Genomic DNA, 18,793 nt, shown 5'->3' with positions numbered 1-18,793 from the left:
CCGTGCTCAGGGAGCTGTTCGTCGACAACTTCGCGCTGGTGGAGCGGGCTCGCGTCCCCTTCGGGCCGGGCTTCAACGTGCTGACGGGCGAGACGGGCGCGGGCAAGTCGCTGGTGCTGGATGCCCTGGGGGCGGCGGTGGGCCACCGGGTCTCGCCGGAGATGGTGCGCCGGGGTGCCTCGACGGCGCGCGTGGAGGCAGCCTTCGAGATCGACGACGGCTCCGCGCTGGGTCGTCGCCTGGACTCCCTGGGCTTTCCCCCGGAGGACGGGCTGCTCGTGCTGGCCCGTGAGATCGTGGCGGGGGGCCGAGGGCGCTCCCGCATCAACGGCCGTCTCGTCTCCACTGCCGAGCTGGCCCAGGTGGGGAGCCTGCTGGTCGACATCCACACCCAGCACGAGAGCCAGCGCCTCATGCAGCCCGCCGTCCAGCTGGAGCTGCTCGACGCATTCGCAGGGGAGGCCGCTTCGGCCCTGGCCCGGGAGGTCGGCGACGCCTGGCAGGCGATGGACCGCCTCGCGGCGGAGCTGCAGGCCCTTCGCACCGGCGAGCGGCAGCGGCTGCAAGAGCTGGACTTGCTGCGCTTCCAGGTCGAGGAGATCCAGGCGGCCCGCCTGCAGCCGGGTGAAGAGCCGGCCTGGATGGAGGAGCACGCCCGGCTGACCCACGCGGCACGCCTGCAGGAGCTGCTGGGGCTCGCCCTGGATCTGCTGGGCGGGTCGGGCACCGAGCAGACCAGCGCCCTCTCGACCCTGGCGGCGGCAGGCCGCGCCCTCGACGAGGCGGCGTCCCTGGCGCCTGCGCTGGGCTCCCTGGCCCAGGAGCTGGCCGCTCAGATCGATGCCCTGTCGGAGCTGGGGCGGGCGGTGCGCCGGTACCTGGAGCAGTGCGAGCCCGACCCCGAGCGGTTGGCCGAGGTGGAGGCCCGCCTGGCCTTGCTGGAGCGGCTCAAGCGCAAGTACGGGCCCACCGTGGAGGCCGTGATGGCCTACGGCGAGGAGGCCCGGGCCCGGCTCGAGTCCCTGCAGGGGGCCTCCGACCGGCTGGCAGTCGTGGAGCAGGAGCTCGCGCAGGCCCGCGCGCGCTACGACGAGGCGGCGCGTCAGCTGGGCGCGCTCCGGCGGGAGGCGGCCCAGCGGCTGGCGGGGGCCATCGAGGCCGAGCTGCGGCAGCTGGCCATGCCCAGGGCGTCGTTCTCGGTGGCGGTGGAGCCCCAGCCGCCCGACCCGTCGGGCACCGAGCGGGTCATCTTCCAGTTCAGTGCCAACCCGGGAGAGCCCCCCAGGCCTCTGGCGCGCATCGCCTCCGGGGGCGAGCTCTCGCGCACCATGCTGGCCTGCCGCACCGTGCTGGCCGAGGCCGATCCCGTGCCGGTGCTGGTCTTCGACGAGCCCGACGCCGGGCTGGGGGGACGGGCGGCTCAGGCCGTGGCGGAGCGGCTGGCCCGCATCGCCAGGCAACGCCAGGTGCTGGTGGTGACGCACCTGCCGCAGGTGGCCAGCATGGCCGACCACCACCTGGCCGTGCGCAAGCACGAGGACGAGCGCACCACCCGCATCGAGATCGAGGCCCTGGGTCACGATCAGCGGGTCGCCGAGCTGGCCCGCATGCTGGGCGGCACCGACATCACCGAGACCGCCCGTCGCCACGCCAGCGAGTTGTTGCGGATGGCAGGCGAGGCCAAGAGGGCGTCCTGAGGTCCAGCGGCGGCGGATCCGGGCTGCGTTCTCACCGACTTACCCGGCGCCGGCCGGGTGGGGGCGGGGGAATCTAGCCCGGGGGCGTCGCCGATGGCAAAGGTGCCCACGCCACGAGCGACGGCCTTGCGGGCCGTCGTGGGCTTCTGCTCGGTCGCACTCGTCGCCCTGCTCCTCGTCACCACCACCTTCCCGGAGCGCCTGCGCACCTTTCCCGGGCGGGTGGCATGGCTGCCCGTGCTCCCCATGATCCGGGTGAGCGGGCCGGAGGACCGCTTCTCCGTGGTCTTCCGCGACATGCGGGGCGTGGGGCTTGCATTCGACCGGCCGGGGAGCGTCCGGCTGGAGCTGAGCCTCTGGGGCTGGTTGCGCCTGCGCCCGCTGCTGGTGGAGGTGGTCCCGCCGCTGGAGCTGATGCCGGGCGGTCAGGCCATCGGCGTGATGCTGGCGCCGGCCGGCGTCCTGGTGGAGGGCCTCCTGCCCGTGCAGGAGTCGACGGGGCGGCTGAGCTATCCGGCACGGGATGCCGGCTTGCAGGTCGGCGACGTCATCGTCGAAGTGGACGGGGTCCCCGTCGGCTCCCCCGAGGAGGTGGCGCGGCTGCTGAGCCGGGCGGTACAGGAGGGCCGGCCCGCCCGGGTCGCCTACGTGCGCGGGGGGCGTCGCCGCGAGACCCGCCTCATGCCGGCGGCGGGGGTCGTCGTGCGGGGGGAGACGGCGGCCCGGACAGGCGGCGAAAGCTACGGCGTCGGGCTGCTCCTGCGAGATCCCGCCATCGGCGTGGGCACCCTCACCTTCTACGACCCCCGGACGGGGCGGTTCGCCGCCCTTGGCCACATGGTGGCGGAGGGATCCCGCCGGCCCGTCACCATGCCCGACGGCCGCATCGTCCGAGCTGCCATCTCGGGCGTCGCTGCCGCGGCCCGGGGTCGTCCGGGTGAGAAGATCGGGATGTTCCACCGGGAGTCGGGCCAGCTGGGCATCGTCGAGCGCAACACGCCGGTGGGGATCTTCGGGCGGCTGACGGGCGAGCTCCCGCCGGGGCTGGTCACCGAGCCGCTGCCCGTGGCGCTCGACGGCCAGGTGAAGGAGGGGCCTGCCACCGCCCTGACGGTGGTGGAGGGGGAGCGGGTGGAGGCCTTCGCCATCGAGGTGCTGCGCATCCGCACGCTGGGGGTGCCGGAGAGTCAGCGGCTGGTGCTGCGGGTGACGGACCCCGGGCTTCTGGCACGGACGGGGGGCATCGTCCAGGGCATGAGCGGCAGCCCCATCATCCAGGAGGGTCACCTGGTCGGCGCCATCACCCACGTGGCCGTGCAGGACCCGACCCGGGGCTTCGGGGTGCTGATGGAGCCCATGGTCGAGGCGTCGGGCCTGTGGGGACCCGCCGAAGGACCGCGAGCCAACCTGTCGAACACACGAGTCGCCGCATGACCGGTCCGGCCGCCCGCCTGGCACTCGGGAGGGATGTGCGTGGAGGGCTTCTTCGTGCTCGTCAGCGACGATCCCCAGGGGTTCGGGCGGTCCGTCGGGGCCGCGCTCGCCGGTGACGCGCAGGTCTCCCGGGTCGATACGGTGGCATCGGCGGCGGAGCTGCAGCACCGCCTGGCCGCGGAGCCGCCGGTGGACCTCTTGATGCTGGACCTGGCTCTGACCGGACTCGGCGGCGCGACGGGGGCCGAGCGCCTGGTGCGCTGGTGGCGCAGCCACCGTCCGGCCGGGGCGGGCGCGGACCAGGGGGAGTCGACGGGCCGAGGGAGCCGTTCGACCATGGACCTGTGCCGCGGCCGGCTGGTGGTGGTCAGCAGCGTCGGCGACGACGCGCTGGTGCAACGTGCCTTCGAATGGGGGGCCGACTACTTCGTGGTGCGGCCCTTCGACGTGGAGACGCTGGTGCGGCGCCTGCGCGTCCTGCTCGGCGAGGGCCGGCGCGACGACCGGGAGGGCGTCACCGGTCGGGCCCGCCGGGCGCGGGCGCTGGAGAGCCGCATCGTGCAGCACCTGGAGAGCCTGGGTGTGCCGACCCACTACAAGGGCCGGGCCTACCTCAAGGACGCCATCGCCATGGTGGTGGAGGAGGAGGGCCTGCTCTCCCGGGTCACCAAGGAGCTCTACCCGCGGGTGGCCGCGTTGCACCAGACCTCGCCCTTCAAGGTGGAGCGCTCCATCCGCCACGCGATCGAGTCGACGGTGCAACATGGCAACCTGGAGCGCATCCACGAGCTCTTCACCGACCTGATGGACGAGCGGCGCACCCGCCCGACCAACTCGGCCTTCATCGGTCGCCTCGCCGAGCGGATCCGCCAGGAGCTGAGCGCCGGCGCGTAAGCCGCCCCCTCCCCGTGGAGACTAACCCACGGGGAGGCGAGGGCCGTTGGACGTCCGCCTTGGCCGCGCGGGGCGGCCGCTTCTGCCGGGCGGCATCGCGGGCCCGGTGAGGATCGGGCCGGTGACCAAGCAACTCGCGCCGTGCCTGCGGGCCGGAGAGGTGGCCGTCATCGCCCATGACGACCTGGACTCGGCGACGGCCACGGCGCTCATCGAGGCGCGGCCGGCCGCCGTCGTCAACGCGGGCGCGCTGGTGACGGGCCGGGTCCCGGTGGAAGGTGCCCGCCTGCTGCTCGAGGCAGGCATCCCGGTGCTGGATGGGGTGGACCGGGCGGTGCTCGGGCGGCTGGCCGAGGGCCAGTGGGTGCGGCTCGATGGCCAGCGCTTGCTGGACGGGCGGGGACGGGTCCTCGCCCGGGGCACGCGGCTCGATGCGGAGCACGTGCGTCACCGGCTGCTCGAGGCCCGGCAGCAGCTCCCGCGGCTCTCACGCGAGTTCGTCGACAACACCCTGGCCTACCTGCGCCGGGAGGCGGCCATCCTCACCGAGCCGGTCTGGATCCCTCCGCTCCGGACGCCCATGGCCGGTCGGCCGGCGGTGGTCGTGGTGCGCAGCGCCACGGCACGGGCCGACCTGCGCGCCATCCGACCCTTCATCCGCCGAGGGCGCCCCGTGTTGATCGGCGTCGACGGTGGAGCCGATGCGCTGCTGGCCGAGGGATGGAGGCCCGACCTGGTGGTGGGCGACATGGATTCGGTCAGCGACCGGGCCCTGGCCCGCGCCCGGGAGATCGTGGTGCACGCCTACCCCGATGGCGCGGCGCCGGGGCTGGCGCGGCTGCGGCGGGCGGGACGCTTCGCCCACGTGATGCCCTCCTTCGGCACCAGCGAGGACATGGCCATGCTCCTGGCCTACGAGGCGGGGGCCGCCCCCATCGTCGCGGTCGGCGCGCACTGGGGCGTGCTGGACTTCGTCGAGCGCGGCCGAGCGGGGATGGCCAGCACGCTCCTGGTCAGGATGAGGGTCGGGCACGTCCTGGTCGACGCTCGGGGGCTGGCGCGACTGGCGGAGGGGCGTCCCGACTGGCCTGCCTACGCCTCCATGGTGACGGCCGCGCTGGGGTGCGTCGCGGCCCTGGCGCTGGCCTCCCCTGCGTTGCGGTTGATGGCGAGGCTGCTGTGGATGCGACTGCAGACCGGGCTCTGGTTGGGGGGCCTGGGGTAGCGTGGCGGACCCTCAGCAACAGATGTTCTCGCTGACCGCCATCTTCGTCGCGCTCGCCGTGGGGGTGGCCGCGGGGGCGGCCGCGGTGGGAGGGCGACTGGGCGATCAGGAGTCGGTGGTGCGGGCGCTGGAGCGAGAGTTCGATCGGCTGGAGGGCCAGCTGCGCCAGGCGGCGGCCCGAGAGCGCGAACTGGTCGCGAGGGCCCAGAGCTACGAGGCGGCCCTGGCCCGCATGGCGCCGGCGCTGGTGCGGCCGCGGCTCGAGGGGCAGCCCGTCCAGGTGAGGCCATGGGGGCGGTCCGATCGGGCGACCGCGGCGCTGGTGCGCCTGCTGCAGGAGGCCGGCGCCCGGGTGCAGGTGTCGAGCGCGGCCGCCCAGACGGCCCCCGCCGCCGTCGTGCTGCAGGCGGAGGAGCGGCTGGTCGTGGGGCTGGTGGGCCCGCCCGACGAGTCGGAGGTCTTGCCGGTCCCCGCCGGGGTGACGGCGATCCTGCAGTCCGTCGCGTCGGGGCCGGCAGGGCTCGAGGCGTCGAGCCAACCGGTGGTGGACGACGGCACCTGGGCCGTCTCCGCCCAGGGCCCGGTGGCCTGGGGGTGGCAGGCGGAGGGGGCGGGCGGCCGGGCGACCCTCCTGGTGGCGCTGGCGTGTCGCGCGGTGGGCCCCGTAGATGCCCGGTGGGCAGCGGAGCGGCTGGCCGCCATGGCGGAGGGGGGCTCTCTGGCCTCCCGTGGTGAGCGCCGTCGTGCCTGCCCGTGACGAGGCTGACCGGGTGGGGCGGACCGTCCGGTCCCTGCGCCGGATCGCCGGCGTACGAGAGGTCGTGGTGGTGGACGACGGCTCCACGGACGCCACGGCCTGGGTGGCGCGCCGTGCCGGGGCCCGACTGGTGCGGCTGAGCCGTTGCGGCGGCAAGGCCTCGGCGCTCTACCTGGGCGCCCGGGCCGCGCGCGGCGACGTGTTGCTGCTGGCCGACGCTGACCTGGCGGAGTCGGCCGGTGCCCTAGCCGACCTGTGCGGTCCGGTCGTCGACGGGCAGGCGGACGTCGTCGTGGGAGTACCCGGGCCCGGCGGCGATGGCGGGATCGGTCTGGTGCGAGCCGTGGCTGGATGGGGTAGCGAGACGCTGGGCGGGACGCGCCTGGCGGCTCCCCTCTGCGGGCAACGGGCGTTGCGGGCGGCGGTGGCCCCGTGGCTCCTTTCGCGGGCAGCGAGGGGCTACGGCATCGAGACCTACATCAACGTGCAGGCCGGTCGCCGACGCCTTCGGGTGGTCCAGCGGCCCATCCGGATTCGCCATCGCCGCTACGGGCGCGGGCCGGCGGGATGGCTGCACCGGGCCCGCCAGCTGGGCGACGTGCTGGTGACCCTGGTGCAGCTGGCAGGCGAGCGCACAGGCCGCTGAAGGGGGACGGGACGGATGGAGGCGTGGCGAGCCGCCACGGCTGGGGCGGCGGCCTTCTGGATGACCCGGCGGGGCACGCCGCTCTTGGCGGCTGTGCTGGATGGCGCGCGGCTGGTCAGGCGACGGCGCCGGGATGGGAGGGTGGTGCCCACCGCTGCCGGGCTGGGCCCTGTCGGGGCCGGGGTGGCGGCGGCTGCGGCGGCCGACGACGACGACCGCTCGGTGCGGCGTCTCTACCTCCCGGTGCTGGCCGGGGCCCTGGCGGGCGTGGTGGACGACGCAGCCGTCGGCGGGCCTCGCGGCTGGCGCGCCCACTGGCAATCCCTGCGAGACGGACGGCCTAGCACCGGCATCCTCAAGGCCGCCCTCATCGGGCTCATGGTGGGCGCGGCGGCCTCGGGCGGTGTCCGGCGCCGGGGGGCCGCCCGGTCCATCCTGACGGGAGCCAGCGCGGTGCTGGCAGCCAACGCCCTCAACCAGCTGGACACGGGGCCGGGACGGGCCGCGGGCGCATTCGTGGCCGGCTATGCGGCGGTGGGACTGATGGCCGACCCCACCCGTCGGGAGGGGTGGCTGGCCGCACTGCCACTGGCCGCCGCCGTGCTCGGCTACTGGCCGCACGACCGCCGTGGCGCGGTCATGATGGGGGACGCGGGGGCCAATGCCCTCGGCGCCGCGTTGGGCTGGGTGGCTGGCGAGAGCCTCTCGCTCCGGCGCCTGGTGGCCTGGACGGCGACCCTGCTGGCCGTCAACGGGCTCCTGGACCGGTGGTCGTTGAGCCGCTGGGTCGAGTTGCGCCGGTCGGCGCTGCGAGCCCGCCGACCGCTGGCAATGGCGGGGCCGACCGCCGCGCACGGGCAGGGAGTCTCCCCGGCGGGGGCGAAGGTGCCCTCCGCGCTCGGTTGACGCCCCGGCGGCTGGCTCAGCAAGCGGCGGGTCGGCCTCCCGGGCGCCGGGCAGGGGGGTCGGTGTGGCCGCGCATCCGGACGGAGTGGGCGCACTCTTCGACGATGAGGGGCCTCTGGCCGGCGCGCTGGGTGGCCGGTGGGAGCGCCGCCTCCCCCAGGAGTGGATGGCCCGGCAGGTGGCGCGGACCCTCGAAACGGGGGCCGTCGCCCTCATCGAAGCCGGCACCGGCACGGGCAAGTCGCTGGCCTATCTCCTGCCGCTGGCGTCGCGGCTGCTGGAGGAGGGCCCGGAGGCCCGGGCGGTGGTGGCCACCTACACCATCCACCTCCAGGAGCAGCTGACGGTACGGGACCTCCCCGTCGTGCAGCGCGCCCTGGGACGCCCCTTGACCAGCGCGGTGGCCAAGGGCTGGGGCAACTACCTCTGCCGTCTTCGCCTCGAGCGGGTGCGGCAGGGGCAGGCCTCCTGGCTCGAGGCGCTGGAGGTCGAGACGCCGTCCACCGACGTCGTCGACCGCCTGGCCCGCTGGGCCGACGCCACCGACGATGGCAGCCTCTCGACTGCCCCGGCGGGCGTGGGGGGCGACGTCTGGAGCCTGGTCGCCGCCCACCCGGACCGGTGCAGTCGCCGGCGGTGTCCCTTCTACGAGACGTGCTTCTACTTCGCGGCTCGCCAGCGTATGCTGCAGGCACAACTCATCGTGGCCAACCACCACCTGCTGCTCTCCGACCTGGTGGTGAGGCGGGAGGCGGGGGGCGCCGACGCCGCCGTGTTGCCGCCCTTTCGCTACCTGGTGGTGGACGAGGCCCATCACCTCGACGACGTGGCGACAGGGCACCTGGGGCTGGAGCTCCGGCGCTCGGCGCTCTTGGGGCGTCTGCAGCGGGTGGCACGTGGGCGCAGCGGGCGGGCCCTCTCACAGGCCGCCACGGCGGCACTGGAGGACGTGCGGCTGGTCCTTGACGGGCTCGGGCGGGCCGCGCTCGTGGCCCCCGTCGACGGACGGGGGCTGGAGAGCGGCGTTGCCCGCACGGTGCGCCTTCGCCCGGGCGAGTCCAGCCGGTGGGTGCCCGCGTCGGCCCTGGATGCCGCCACCGACTCGCTGGAGCACCTGGCCTCGACGGCGCAGCGGCTGGCCGAGACGCTGGAGGTGGAGGAGGCGGGCGAGGGCGTCTCTCCCGCCGACGACCGGGTCGTCGAGCTGCGCGCGCTGGCCCGATGGGCGCAGCAGACCGCAGAAGCCCTGCGGCAGTGGACCGAGGCGCAAGACGACGACGCGGTCTACTGGCTGGAGGCCGGCCCCTCCTCGGAGCTGACCCTGCGGGCGGCTCCTCTGGACGTGGGGCCGGTGCTGGCGGGTGAGCTGCTGGGTCAGGTCAGGGCGGCGGTGCTGACCAGCGCCACCCTGGCCTGCGACGGACGGATGGACGCGGTGCGCCGTCGGTGGGGACTGGGGGATCGGCCGACGCCAGGCGACTTCTCGGTGGGAGAGAGGGGTGAGAGCCCGGCGCCCGAGTCCGAGCTGCTGGTGGAGCAAGAGGAGGACGGCGTCTGGCGGGTGGTCGTGGGGGACGCGGGTGCCCCGTCGGTGGTGCGTGACGACGGCCGGGTGCTGGAGTGCGTCATCCCGTCGCCCTTCGACTTTCGTCGACAGGCGCTGCTGGCCGTCCCCGTCGACATGCCCGACGTCGACGCCTCTCCCTATGCGGAGCACCTGGCCCGGCTCGTCGCGGACGTGGCGCGAAGGCTGGGCGGGCGCACCTTCTGCCTGTTCACGTCGTACCGGGCGCTGGCTGAGACCCGGGCTCGGCTGGCATCCTGCCTCGAGCCCTACGGGATCGGGCTGCTCTGTCAGGGGGACATGCCCCGCACCGCGCTGCTCGACACCTTTCGCGAGGCGGAGGGGGCAGGATGGGTGCTGCTGGGCACCGACAGCTTCTGGGAGGGGGTCGACGTCCCCGGGGCGGCCCTGTCGTGCGTCGTCATGGCGCGGCTGCCCTTCCCCATCCCCGATCACCCCGTCGCCCTGGCCCGGGCCGAACGCCTGCGGCGCCTGGGACTCCACCCCTTCCGGGAGGACGCGTTGCCCCGAGCCGTGGTCAAGTTCCGCCAGGGCTTCGGTCGGCTCGTGCGGTCGCAGCAGGACCGGGGCGCGGTCGTGGTGGCCGATCGGCGCCTGCTCACCCGACCTTACCGCGCCAGCTTCCTGGGCGCCCTGCCGCGCTGTCAGCTTCTGGTGGCGCCTGCCGAACGGATCGTAAGGGAGGTGGGCGCGTGGGTCGCGATGCCGCCACGGTGATCCTGGTCCTGGGCCTGGCCCTGGGGACGGCGGTCCTCTACGGGCTCGCCCGCCAGGGCGAGGAGCCGTCCGCTCTGGCCCAGGCGGGCCACGCCGCCGGGCTGCAGGGACGAGCCGAGGGTGCGACGACGCCTTCGGGGCAGCCGCCGGCGGTGCAGCTCTACGTGGTCAAGCCGGGCGACACCCTTTACGGCATCGCCTCCCGCTTCGGTACGACGGTGGCCGTCTTGCAGCGTCTCAACGACCTCGACGATCCGGACCGCATCGGGGCGGGTCAGGTGCTGCGGGTCCCGGCGGGGGCGGGGGAGGCGGCGGGCGTGGTGCCGACGCTGGGGGCGGTGGCCCGTCCATCGCCGGGCAGGTACGGGCCCGTCTCCGACTGGGAACGCCACCTGCTGGCCAGCCTCATCTGGCACGAGGCCCGGGGCGAGCCCTTCGAGGGGCAGATCGCGGTGGGCGCCGTGGTGCTCAACCGGGTGGACGATCCGCGCTTTCCCGACTCCATCCTGGGTGTGGTGACGCAGCCCGGTCAGTTCCCCTTCTCCCTGGAGCAGCTCCAGCGCACCCGTCCCGATGCCTGGGCCTACGCGGCCGCCGACCGGGCACTGGCCGGCGAGGATCCCACCGGTGGGGCCCTCTACTTCTACAACCCGGCCAAGACGACCACGCCGGAGTTTTGGGCCACCCGGCCCGTGGTGGCGCGCATCGGCCAGCACGTCTTCACGCGCTGAGAGGCGCGATGAGCCCGAGGGCCCCCTGAGGTTCTAGCCGGCGCTCCCGGCCGATACAGCTAGCCGAGGGGCCCGGCGATGGTCGTCCGTTGGCGGGGGCTTCGATCCTGGCTCGTGGTAGGGATCGCCATCTGGGTGGGGTCGGTGCTGGCCTACTGGATCGGCAGCCGCACCGTGGCGGTCCTCTCCCGGTACGTCGTGGCGCGCCTGGTGCCCATCTACAAGGTGGAGGTGGAGCAGCCCCGCATCGCGCTCTCGTTCGATGCGACGTGGGGCACGTCGCGGACGGATCGCCTGCTGGAGATCCTGCGGCGCCACGGCGTCAAGACCACGTTCTTCCTGGCCGGCAACTGGCTCGAACGCTATCCGGAGTACGTGCGCAAGATCGCCTCCGAGGGTCACGAGATCGGCAACCACTCCTACACCCACCCCCACATGGCGACCCTCAGCCGCGAGCAGATCCGCCGGGAGCTGGAGGAGAACCAACGGCGCATCGACGCGCTGGTGGGGCGGCCCGACGTCCTGCTCTTCCGACCCCCCTTCGGCGAGTACGACGACACGGTCATCGAGGTGGCCTCGGAGCTGGGCTACTACACCGTGCAGTGGTCGGTCGACTCCCTGGACTGGCAGGATCTGAACGCGGAGGCCATGGTCGCGCGCATCCTGCGCAGCGTCGAGCCCGGTGACATCATCCTGTTTCACAACGACGGCACCCACACGCCGGAGGCGGTGGACCGCCTCATCCCCACGCTCGAGGCGCGGGGCTTCCAGATCGTCCCGGTCTCCCAGCTCATCTACCACACCTTCTACATCATCGACCCCAGCTCGGGGCTGCAGCGCCGCCGCCCCCTGCCGCCCCTCGCCCCGCCGCAGACGCCGCCCCAGGCGCCGCAGCCGCAGCCGACCCGCTGAGAGGGGAGCCGAGAGGTGTTCGTCGCGGTCGATGTCCGACGCCTGCGGACCATCGTGGGGGTCCTGCTGCTGGCAGCCGGCGCGGTGGCGGTCCTCTGGTCCGAGATGCGGCACCGTCCCCGTCAGGTGGCGGCCCCGGCCCTCCACGACGCGAGTGCGGCGGGGGCGGCATCGATCGGGGCCATCTATCGAGGCCCTGCAGAGCTGCCGTGGGCAGCGCTGGCCATCAACGTGGACTGGGGCGAGGAGGTCCTGCCCGAGATGCTGGCCGTGCTGCGCTGGCATGGCGTGCGCGCCACCTTCTTCCTGACCGGGCGATGGGCCCGCAAGTTTCCGGACGTGGCACGGCTCATCGCCGAAGGGGGCCACGAGATCGGCAATCACGGGCTGGATCACCTGCACCCCACCGAGCTGGCCGATGCCGAGCTGCACCGGCTGGTGGAGGAGAACGCCCGGCTGCTGGAGTCGCTGACGGGAAGGCGCCCGACGCTGTTCGCGCCGCCCTACGGGGAGGTGGACGAGCGTGTGGTCAGGGTGGCCCGATCGGCCGGGCACTACACCGTCATGTGGACCGTCGACACCATCGACTGGCAGCGGCCGGCCCCTGACGTCATCCTCGACCGCGTGGGCCGCCGGCTGGCGCCGGGGGCCATCATCCTGATGCACCCCACCCAGCCCGCCCTGCAGGCGCTGCCCGACATGCTGCGCCTCATCGCCCACCGGGGGCTGATGGTGGTGCCCGTCGGGCAGATGGTGGAGGCGCTGGAGCACGGTGGGCTCGCGGGCCCGGGCGTCACCCCTGACCTCCCCGGCTGGTCTTCCCAAGGGGTGCTGGCCGGACCCGGGGGATGGGCCATCACAAGGCCAATCGACCGACGACCGACCGCCGGGAGGCTATAATGGGGAGAGTCCGGCATCGCACGGGGAGGCGGACGCTTGCCATCGACGATACGCAAGACGGTGCTCGACAACGGGGTGCGCATCGTCACCGAATCGGTGGACGACCTGCGCTCGACGGCCCTGAGCATCTGGGTCGACGTGGGATCCCGTGACGAGGGGCCCGAAGAGCAGGGCATCTGCCACTTCATCGAGCACATGATGTTCAAGGGCACCGAGCGGCTCAGCGCCCGGGAGATCGCCGAGCGCATCGACGCCATCGGGGGCCAGCTCAACGCCTTCACGACCAAGGAGCAGACCTGCTACTACGCGCGGGTGCTGGGCGAGCACGTGCCGGAGGCCGTCGACTTGCTGGCCGACATGCTGCTGGGCTCCCGGATGGACCCCGCCGACGTCGCCAAGGAGCAGGGCGTCATCGTCGAGGAGATCGGGATGTACGAAGATACCCCCGACGAGCTCATCCACGATCTGGCGGCTCGAGCCTACCTGGGGCGGCATCCGGCCGGGCGCGCCGTGCTGGGCACGCGGGAGTCGGTCCAGGCCTTGACGCGGGAGCGCCTGCAGGCGTTCGTGCGTCGCCACTACACGGGGCGCCGGCTGGTGGTGGCGGCCGCCGGCAAGGTGGACCACGACGAGCTGGTGGAGCGGATCGCATGCCACTTCGGCGGCCTGGCGGCCGGGGAGGCGCCGCAGCGGGGGGCGCCCGTGCAGGCCGACTATCGATGGCTGGTGCGCAGCCGCAAGACCGAGCAGGCGCATCTCTGCCTCACCGCACCCGGCCTCCGCGCCAACAGCCCCGACAAGTGGACCATGCTGATCCTGGATACGGTGCTGGGTGGCGGGGTCAGCTCGCGACTCTTCCAGGAGCTGCGCGAGGAGCGGGGCTGGGTCTACTCGACCTACTCGTACCACACCGCCTTCGCCGACGCGGGCTACTTCACCGTCTACGCGGGCGCGAGCCCCGACCGGGCCCCGGCCGTGCTGGAGCTGGTGGAGCAGCAGCTGGCGGCCCTGGCCGCATCGGGCATCACCGAGGCGGAGCTGCGCCGCGCGCAGGAGCACCTCAAGGGCTCCATCCTGCTCAGCATGGAGAGCATGAGCTACCGTGCCAACCGCCTGGCCCGGGCCGAGCTGTCGGGGGAGCCCTACCTCGCGCCCGATGAGCTCATCGCGCGCATCGAGTCGGTTCGGTGCGAGCAGGTGCACCGGCTGGCGGCGCGGCTGTTCGTACCCGACGCGTACGCCTACGCCGCGGTCGGCCCGGTGCCGTGGAAGACCCGGCGGCGCCTCGCGGCCGCCGGCTGAGGCCGGGCCGGGAGCCGGCCCGGCAGGAGTCCCGCCCCGCCCGATCCAATCCCTGACAGGAACCGGACGGGAGGTGCGGGCCATCGGCCAGGCAAGGCGGGCTGCGCGTTCGCGTTGGGTCGGGAAGTTAGTAACACTAACGATCTGCGGCCTCGCCGTGCCCGGCGGCTGGACGGGGAGCCGCTGGGAGACGGCAAGGGCGGCGGAGTCGAACCGGCTTTCGGCCGGGTTGCGGGCCGGGTGGGTGGAGCAAGCGGAGGCCGGCTCGTGGGCGCTGGAGATGAGGGTCCCCGCCGGTGAGGCGGGGGCCTGGCGCCTGCAGGCCCACGATGCCGCGACGGGCAGTGTCCCCGTCGGCGCCCGTGCCCCGGTCGACTGGCCCGGCCACGCCGTCGCGGTGGGATGGGAGAGGGGCGACCTCCTCGTCTCGGCGCGGTGGGCCCACGGGCGTCCCTATGCCGGCCTGCCCGGCCCGTGGAGGCTGGTGGACGGGTCGGTGTACGGCCCGGTCAGCCGGGTGAGCGGGATACGGCTCGACTGGGAGGACCGGGCCTTCGCGTTGCTCCACGGCACGGGCCTGCCGCTCTGGTACACCCACAACCGCCAGCTCCAGGGAGAGGCATGGGCCCTCGGCCTCCAGCTGGGGCGCACCCAGCTCCAGGCTGTGGCTTCCGACACCGGCGACCAGCGGCTGCTCTTCGCCGAGCGGCCTCCCATCGAGGCCCGGCAGGTGGAGGCGGCCCTCTTGCTGGGCACGGGGTGGATCGGACCTCCCGGCACCGAGTGGACCGCTCGCCTGGGGGTCTCCCAGCGGGCCCGGCGTGAGGACGCGTCGTTGGATGTCGAGGATGGGTGGGCCCTGTGGCTGCGAGCCCGGGGTCTCGGGCGTCGGCCCGCGTGGCGCCTGGAGGCCAGCGCGGTCAGCCCCTCCTTCGACTCGCCCCTGTGGGGCGACGACGCGCCGGCCCGGGACCGGGTGACGCTGCAGGGCCGGTGGTCGCGGCCGCGCACGGCCAACGCGGCGGGTCGCTGGGTGGAGGGCGAGGTCGGCCGGCGGCTGGACGGCCGGTGGGTCCGAGGGCGACTGGCAGCCGGGGGTACCTGGACGGCCGGCATCGGACGACTGGACGCCGGCGCGGGTCTGGAGCTCGACGACGACGAGATGGCGCTGCTGGGCGTCGCCAGCCTGGCGTACCGCATCGGGGGTGCGGGGGCCGCCGTCGAGGTGGAGGGGCCCGCGGCTTCGTGGAGCGGATGGACCGCGTGGGGGCCGTGGCGTGTGGCGGCCACCGCCTGGCCTTCCCTCGAGACCGTCCGGCTCGAGTGCGGGTGGTCGCCGGAGCCGGCGTGGGGCGCATGGCCCGCCCGAGGGTGGCGCCTGGTGCTCAAGTGGCGGCGGGGCGGCGGCGAGCCGCACCTCTACGGCGAGGCGGGGTGGCCCGTCGGCGGGGGCGCCACCCTGGGCGTGCGGGTGGGGCGATGGGACGAGGGCAGGCCCGAGGTCTTCGTCCCCGGGCCCTGGCCGGTGCTGATCATGCTGGCCTGGGAGACGGCATAGGCTCCGTTGAGCGCACGGCCATGTTGATGAGCGAGCTGATCGGCAAGGAGATCGTGGACCTGTCGCAGGGGGTCCGCTGGGGGCCGTTGCGGGATGCCGACCTCCTGGTCGATCTGCGCGACGGCCACGTGGAGGCGCTCATCCTCCCGGTGCGGCGGGGCTGGATGGGGCGTTCGGAGATGGTGATCCCCTGGGAGCGGGTGGTCAAAGTCGGTCGCGAGGTGATCGTCGTCGACCTCGGCACCGGCTCCCCTGCCGAGGGCATATCCAGGCCGGCCCCGGAGAGACTAAGGGCGAGCGCATCACGGCGCCTGGTGAGAGGGGAGTCGGTCGAAGGTGGCAACGGTCATTGGCGTCTTTGACACGCGCGACCGGTGCGAGCAGGCGGTGCGCAGCCTGCGCCAGCGCGGCTTCCGCGAGAACGAGATCTCGGTGCTGGCTCGCGGCCAGCAGAGGCGAGGGGCCGCGGGGGGCCGGGACGACGCGGAGGCCGGCGTGGACGTCGGGGAGGGGGTCACCTGGGGCGGCACCCTGGGGGGGCTGGCCGGGCTGCTGGCCGGCATCGGAGCCCTGACCATCCCCGGGGTGGGGCCGGTGGTGGCGGCGGGCCCGCTGGCGGCCACCCTGGGCGGAGCCGTGACGGGAGGCGTGGCCGGCGGTCTCCTCGACCTGGGCATCCCCGAGGACCGCGGTCGTGCCATCGAGGAGGACCTCAAGGCGGGCAAGATGCTGGCTGTGGTGCAGACTGGCTCCGACCGCCTGGAGGAGGCCTCCCAGGTGCTGCGGGATGAGGGAGCCAACCGCGTGGAGGCCCACGTGGGCTCGGGGCGGGCCGCTCGCATGGCCAAGGGGCAAGGCGACGGCAACGCCGGGCGATGAGGGAGCCCACCACCGGACGGCTGTACGAGCCCGCTTCCCGTCGGGAGCGGGCTTTTTGCCGGCTATTGACGGCCCGCGCGCACCAGGGTGAGAATGGAAATACCGATCCGGCCGCCGGGCGTGGGTGCGGGGTGGAGCCGTGGTGGCACTGAGGGTGGCGGTGGCAGGGGCTTCGGGGAAGGTGGGCCGCGAGGTGGTGACGGCCCTCCTGCGGGAGCCCGACCTGCAGCTGGTGGGGGGCATCGGCCGGCGGTCGGCCGGCCAGGACATCGGCGAGGTGGCCGGTGCCGGGCGCATCGGCATCCCCATCGACCGCGACGTCCGTCAGCTGCTCCAGAGGACTCCCGTGGACGTTCTGGTGGACTTCACCGAGGCTCAGGCGGCCCTGGCCCATGCCTTCGCCTGTGTCGACGCCGGGGTGCACCTGGTGGTGGGCACCACGGGGATGAGCCGAGCCGAGCTGGAGGACCTGGAGACCCGGTGCCGCCAGCGGGGGGTCGGCGCCGTGGTCTCGCCCAACTTCGCCGTCGGCGCCCTGCTGATGATGCGCCTGGCCGCCATCGTGGCCCCGTACATGCCTCGTTGCGAGATCGTGGAGATGCACCACGACGCCAAGCTCGACGCCCCCTCGGGCACCGCACTTCGCACCGCCGCCCTCATCGCCCAGGCCCGGGGCCAGGGCGACGACGACCGTCCGGCCGTGCCCATCCACAGCGTGCGGTTGCCGGGGTTGGTGGCGCACCAGGCGGTCATCTTCGGCCTGGAGGGTCAGACCCTGACCATCCGCCACGACAGCACGAGCCGGCGCAGCTACGTGCCCGGGGTGCTCCTGGCCGTGCGCCGGGTGACGGAGTTGCGGGGCGTCCACTCCCTCGAGGAGATCCTCTTCGGCGCTCCGCCGGCCGGGGCGGGCGGTGCCGGCCTGACACCACGGCCCTATCCCGCATAGGCTGACCGGGCTGAGACGACGACGGGCGTCCTGCGGTAGCCCGTCGAGCGGCGGCACGGGAGCGCGCATGAGCGGCTCGTTGCAATCCCTGGGGATCCTGGTGGCCGGCGGCGACGAGCGGGAGATCCACCTGGCTCGCCGGCTCATCGAGCTGGGGGCCCGCGTCTGGATGGCCGGCTTCCCCCCGGCTCTCCTGCCCGAGGGTGCCGTGGCGGCGCCCGGCATCGCGGAGGTGTCGGCCGAGGTCGGGGCCATCCTCTGTCCGTTGAGCGGCACCGACGCCCAGGGCTTCATCCGCACCCGGATGGATCCGGCGAGGGCGTTGCGACTGGACGAGACGACCCTGGGGGCGTGCCGGCCCGGGACGGTGCTCATGATCGGGTCGGCTCGTCCCTTGGTGCGGGAGCTGGCGCAGCGCCGGGGCTTGCGCCTGGTGGAGCTGCTGCGCGACGAGGCCCTGGCGCTGCTCAACGCGATCCCGACCGCCGAGGGTGCCATCGCGCTGGCCATGGCCAACATGCGCATCACGCTACACGACAGCCAGGCCCTCGTCATCGGCCTGGGGCGGTGCGGTCAGCAGATCCTCCGCCTGCTGCTCGCGTTCGGTGCGCACGTGACGGCCGTCGGCTTCGACCGCCTGGAGGCGGCACGGGGCTTCGTGTGGGGGGTGCCGGTGGTGGAGCCGCCCGTCATCGAGCGGGCGGCCGCCGGAGCCGACGTCGTCTTCAACACCGCGCCGGTGGTGACGCTGACGGAGCCGGTCCTGGCGCGGATGCGGCGCGACGCGGTCATCGTCGACATCGCCTCCGAGCCGGGCGGCACCGACTTCCAGGCGGCCCAGCGCCTCGGGCTGCGCGCCATCCATGCCGTGGCCCTGCCCGGCCGGGTCGCGCCCGTCACCGCCGGCCGCATCCTGGCCTCGGTGGTACCGGACCTGCTGGCCAGCCTCACGGCGTCGACCGATGCGTCCTGACGTGGCCCCGTCGTCCCATGGGACTCATATACTGCGGGCGCCAGCATCGAGCAGGCCGGTGCACCTGCGGGGAAGGCGGACGGCGCCCCCCGGCGTGCGCCGGCGCTGAGGAGGGGACGTATGGGTACGCTGGCAGGCAAGCGCATCGGGTGGGCCCTGGCCGCCTCGCACTGCTCCTTCGAGGAGGTGCTGCCGCACATCGAATGGCTCCGCCGGGAGGGGGCCGAGGTCTGGGCCATCCTCTCGGAGCATGCCACCGACACGCGCTTCGGCACCGTGCAGGAGTGGGTGGAGCGCCTCGAACGCGCCACCGGGCGTACCGTGATGCGCAGCATCGTGGAGACCGAGCCCCTGGGGCCTCAGAGACTCCTCGACGCGCTCCTCATCGCGCCCTGCACCGGCAACACCCTGGCCAAGCTCGCCCTGGCCATCACCGATGGCGCCGTCCTGATGGCGGCCAAGGCGACCTTTCGCAACGGGCGTCCGGTGGTGCTGGCCATCTCCACCAACGACGCCCTGGGGGCCAATGCGAAAAACCTGGGGCTGTTGCTCAACACGAAGCATGTCTACATGGTACCCTTCGGTCAGGACAATCCGGAGGCGAAGCCGACGTCCATGGTGGCCGACTTCGATCTCATCGTGCCGACGCTGGAAGCCGCCCTCGAGGGTCGCCAGCTCCAGCCGATGATCATCGAACGTGCTCGGCGCCAGGTGCGTTGAGGGCGACG

The 18,793-nt window shown here is 73.9% G+C and carries 18 protein-coding genes; all 18 read left to right on the top strand.

All coding sequences use genetic code 11. From position 1 onward, the window contains the following. The first annotated feature begins 2 nt into the window (after window positions 1-2). A complete protein-coding gene (recN, locus tag VLY81_RS08280; RefSeq protein ID WP_324667693.1) occupies window positions 3-1,697 on the top strand; it encodes a DNA repair protein RecN in 1,695 nt (564 codons plus the stop codon). 93 nt (window positions 1,698-1,790) lie between these two features. Beyond that, the gene (gene spoIVB / locus VLY81_RS08275; protein WP_324667692.1) at window positions 1,791-3,131 is read left to right on the top strand and encodes a SpoIVB peptidase; all 1,341 of its coding nucleotides are present in this window, start codon (window positions 1,791-1,793) and stop codon (window positions 3,129-3,131) included. A gap of 39 nt (window positions 3,132-3,170) precedes the next feature. Further along, on the top strand, window positions 3,171-4,025 hold the full coding sequence (locus VLY81_RS08270; protein ID WP_324667691.1) for a sporulation initiation factor Spo0A C-terminal domain-containing protein: 855 nt from the start codon (window positions 3,171-3,173) through the stop codon (window positions 4,023-4,025). Between the two features lie 106 nt (window positions 4,026-4,131). After that, complete coding sequence (steA, locus tag VLY81_RS08265; protein WP_324670373.1) at window positions 4,132-5,250, top strand: putative cytokinetic ring protein SteA; 1,119 nt, start codon at window positions 4,132-4,134, stop codon at window positions 5,248-5,250. A 1-nt stretch (window position 5,251) separates the two neighbouring features. After that, the gene (locus VLY81_RS08260) at window positions 5,252-6,007 is read left to right on the top strand and encodes a copper transporter (RefSeq protein WP_324667690.1); all 756 of its coding nucleotides are present in this window, start codon (window positions 5,252-5,254) and stop codon (window positions 6,005-6,007) included. After that, window positions 5,982-6,653: a glycosyltransferase family 2 protein gene (locus VLY81_RS08255; protein ID WP_324667689.1), complete on the top strand. Its 672-nt coding sequence runs from the start codon at window positions 5,982-5,984 to the stop codon at window positions 6,651-6,653. Before VLY81_RS08260 ends, VLY81_RS08255 begins: the two co-directional genes overlap by 26 nt. A 15-nt stretch (window positions 6,654-6,668) precedes the next feature. Then, a complete protein-coding gene (locus tag VLY81_RS08250) occupies window positions 6,669-7,559 on the top strand; it encodes a hypothetical protein (RefSeq protein ID WP_324667688.1) in 891 nt (296 codons plus the stop codon). Window positions 7,560-7,623: 64 nt separating this feature from the next. Then, window positions 7,624-9,861 (top strand): ATP-dependent DNA helicase, encoded by a 2,238-nt coding sequence (locus VLY81_RS08245; RefSeq protein WP_324667687.1) that lies wholly within the window; start codon window positions 7,624-7,626, stop codon window positions 9,859-9,861. Then, a complete protein-coding gene (locus VLY81_RS08240; protein WP_324667686.1) occupies window positions 9,837-10,592 on the top strand; it encodes a cell wall hydrolase in 756 nt (251 codons plus the stop codon). Before VLY81_RS08245 ends, VLY81_RS08240 begins: the two co-directional genes overlap by 25 nt. A 78-nt stretch (window positions 10,593-10,670) precedes the next feature. Then, on the top strand, window positions 10,671-11,504 hold the full coding sequence (locus tag VLY81_RS08235; RefSeq protein WP_324667685.1) for a polysaccharide deacetylase family protein: 834 nt from the start codon (window positions 10,671-10,673) through the stop codon (window positions 11,502-11,504). A 15-nt stretch (window positions 11,505-11,519) separates the two neighbouring features. Next, window positions 11,520-12,404: a polysaccharide deacetylase family protein gene (locus VLY81_RS08230; protein WP_324667684.1), complete on the top strand. Its 885-nt coding sequence runs from the start codon at window positions 11,520-11,522 to the stop codon at window positions 12,402-12,404. Window positions 12,405-12,440: 36 nt separating this feature from the next. Next, complete coding sequence (locus VLY81_RS08225) at window positions 12,441-13,706, top strand: M16 family metallopeptidase (protein WP_324667683.1); 1,266 nt, start codon at window positions 12,441-12,443, stop codon at window positions 13,704-13,706. A 244-nt stretch (window positions 13,707-13,950) separates the two neighbouring features. Then, window positions 13,951-15,264, top strand: a complete 1,314-nt coding sequence (locus tag VLY81_RS08220) for a hypothetical protein (RefSeq protein ID WP_324667682.1) — start codon at window positions 13,951-13,953, stop codon at window positions 15,262-15,264. Between the two features lie 26 nt (window positions 15,265-15,290). Further along, window positions 15,291-15,626, top strand: a complete 336-nt coding sequence (locus tag VLY81_RS08215) for a YlmC/YmxH family sporulation protein (RefSeq protein WP_324667681.1) — start codon at window positions 15,291-15,293, stop codon at window positions 15,624-15,626. Next, window positions 15,601-16,143 carry a hypothetical protein gene (locus VLY81_RS08210; protein ID WP_324667680.1) on the top strand — a complete coding sequence of 181 codons (543 nt, stop codon included), beginning with the start codon at window positions 15,601-15,603 and terminating at the stop codon, window positions 16,141-16,143. The genes VLY81_RS08215 and VLY81_RS08210 overlap by 26 nt, the downstream gene beginning before the upstream one ends. A gap of 139 nt (window positions 16,144-16,282) precedes the next feature. After that, the gene (gene dapB, locus VLY81_RS08205) at window positions 16,283-17,092 is read left to right on the top strand and encodes a 4-hydroxy-tetrahydrodipicolinate reductase (RefSeq protein ID WP_324667679.1); all 810 of its coding nucleotides are present in this window, start codon (window positions 16,283-16,285) and stop codon (window positions 17,090-17,092) included. Window positions 17,093-17,159: 67 nt separating this feature from the next. Then, a complete protein-coding gene (dpsA, locus tag VLY81_RS08200) occupies window positions 17,160-18,065 on the top strand; it encodes a dipicolinate synthase subunit DpsA (protein ID WP_324667678.1) in 906 nt (301 codons plus the stop codon). A gap of 120 nt (window positions 18,066-18,185) precedes the next feature. Then, window positions 18,186-18,785, top strand: a complete 600-nt coding sequence (locus VLY81_RS08195; RefSeq protein WP_324667677.1) for a dipicolinate synthase subunit B — start codon at window positions 18,186-18,188, stop codon at window positions 18,783-18,785. The last annotated feature ends 8 nt before the right edge of the window (window positions 18,786-18,793 follow it).

This window comes from Limnochorda sp. LNt (assembly GCF_035593265.1).
In the GTDB taxonomy this organism is placed as follows: Bacteria; Bacillota; Limnochordia; order Limnochordales; family Geochordaceae; genus Geochorda; species Geochorda subterranea.
This window is presented reverse-complemented; position numbering and strand designations above follow the sequence as displayed.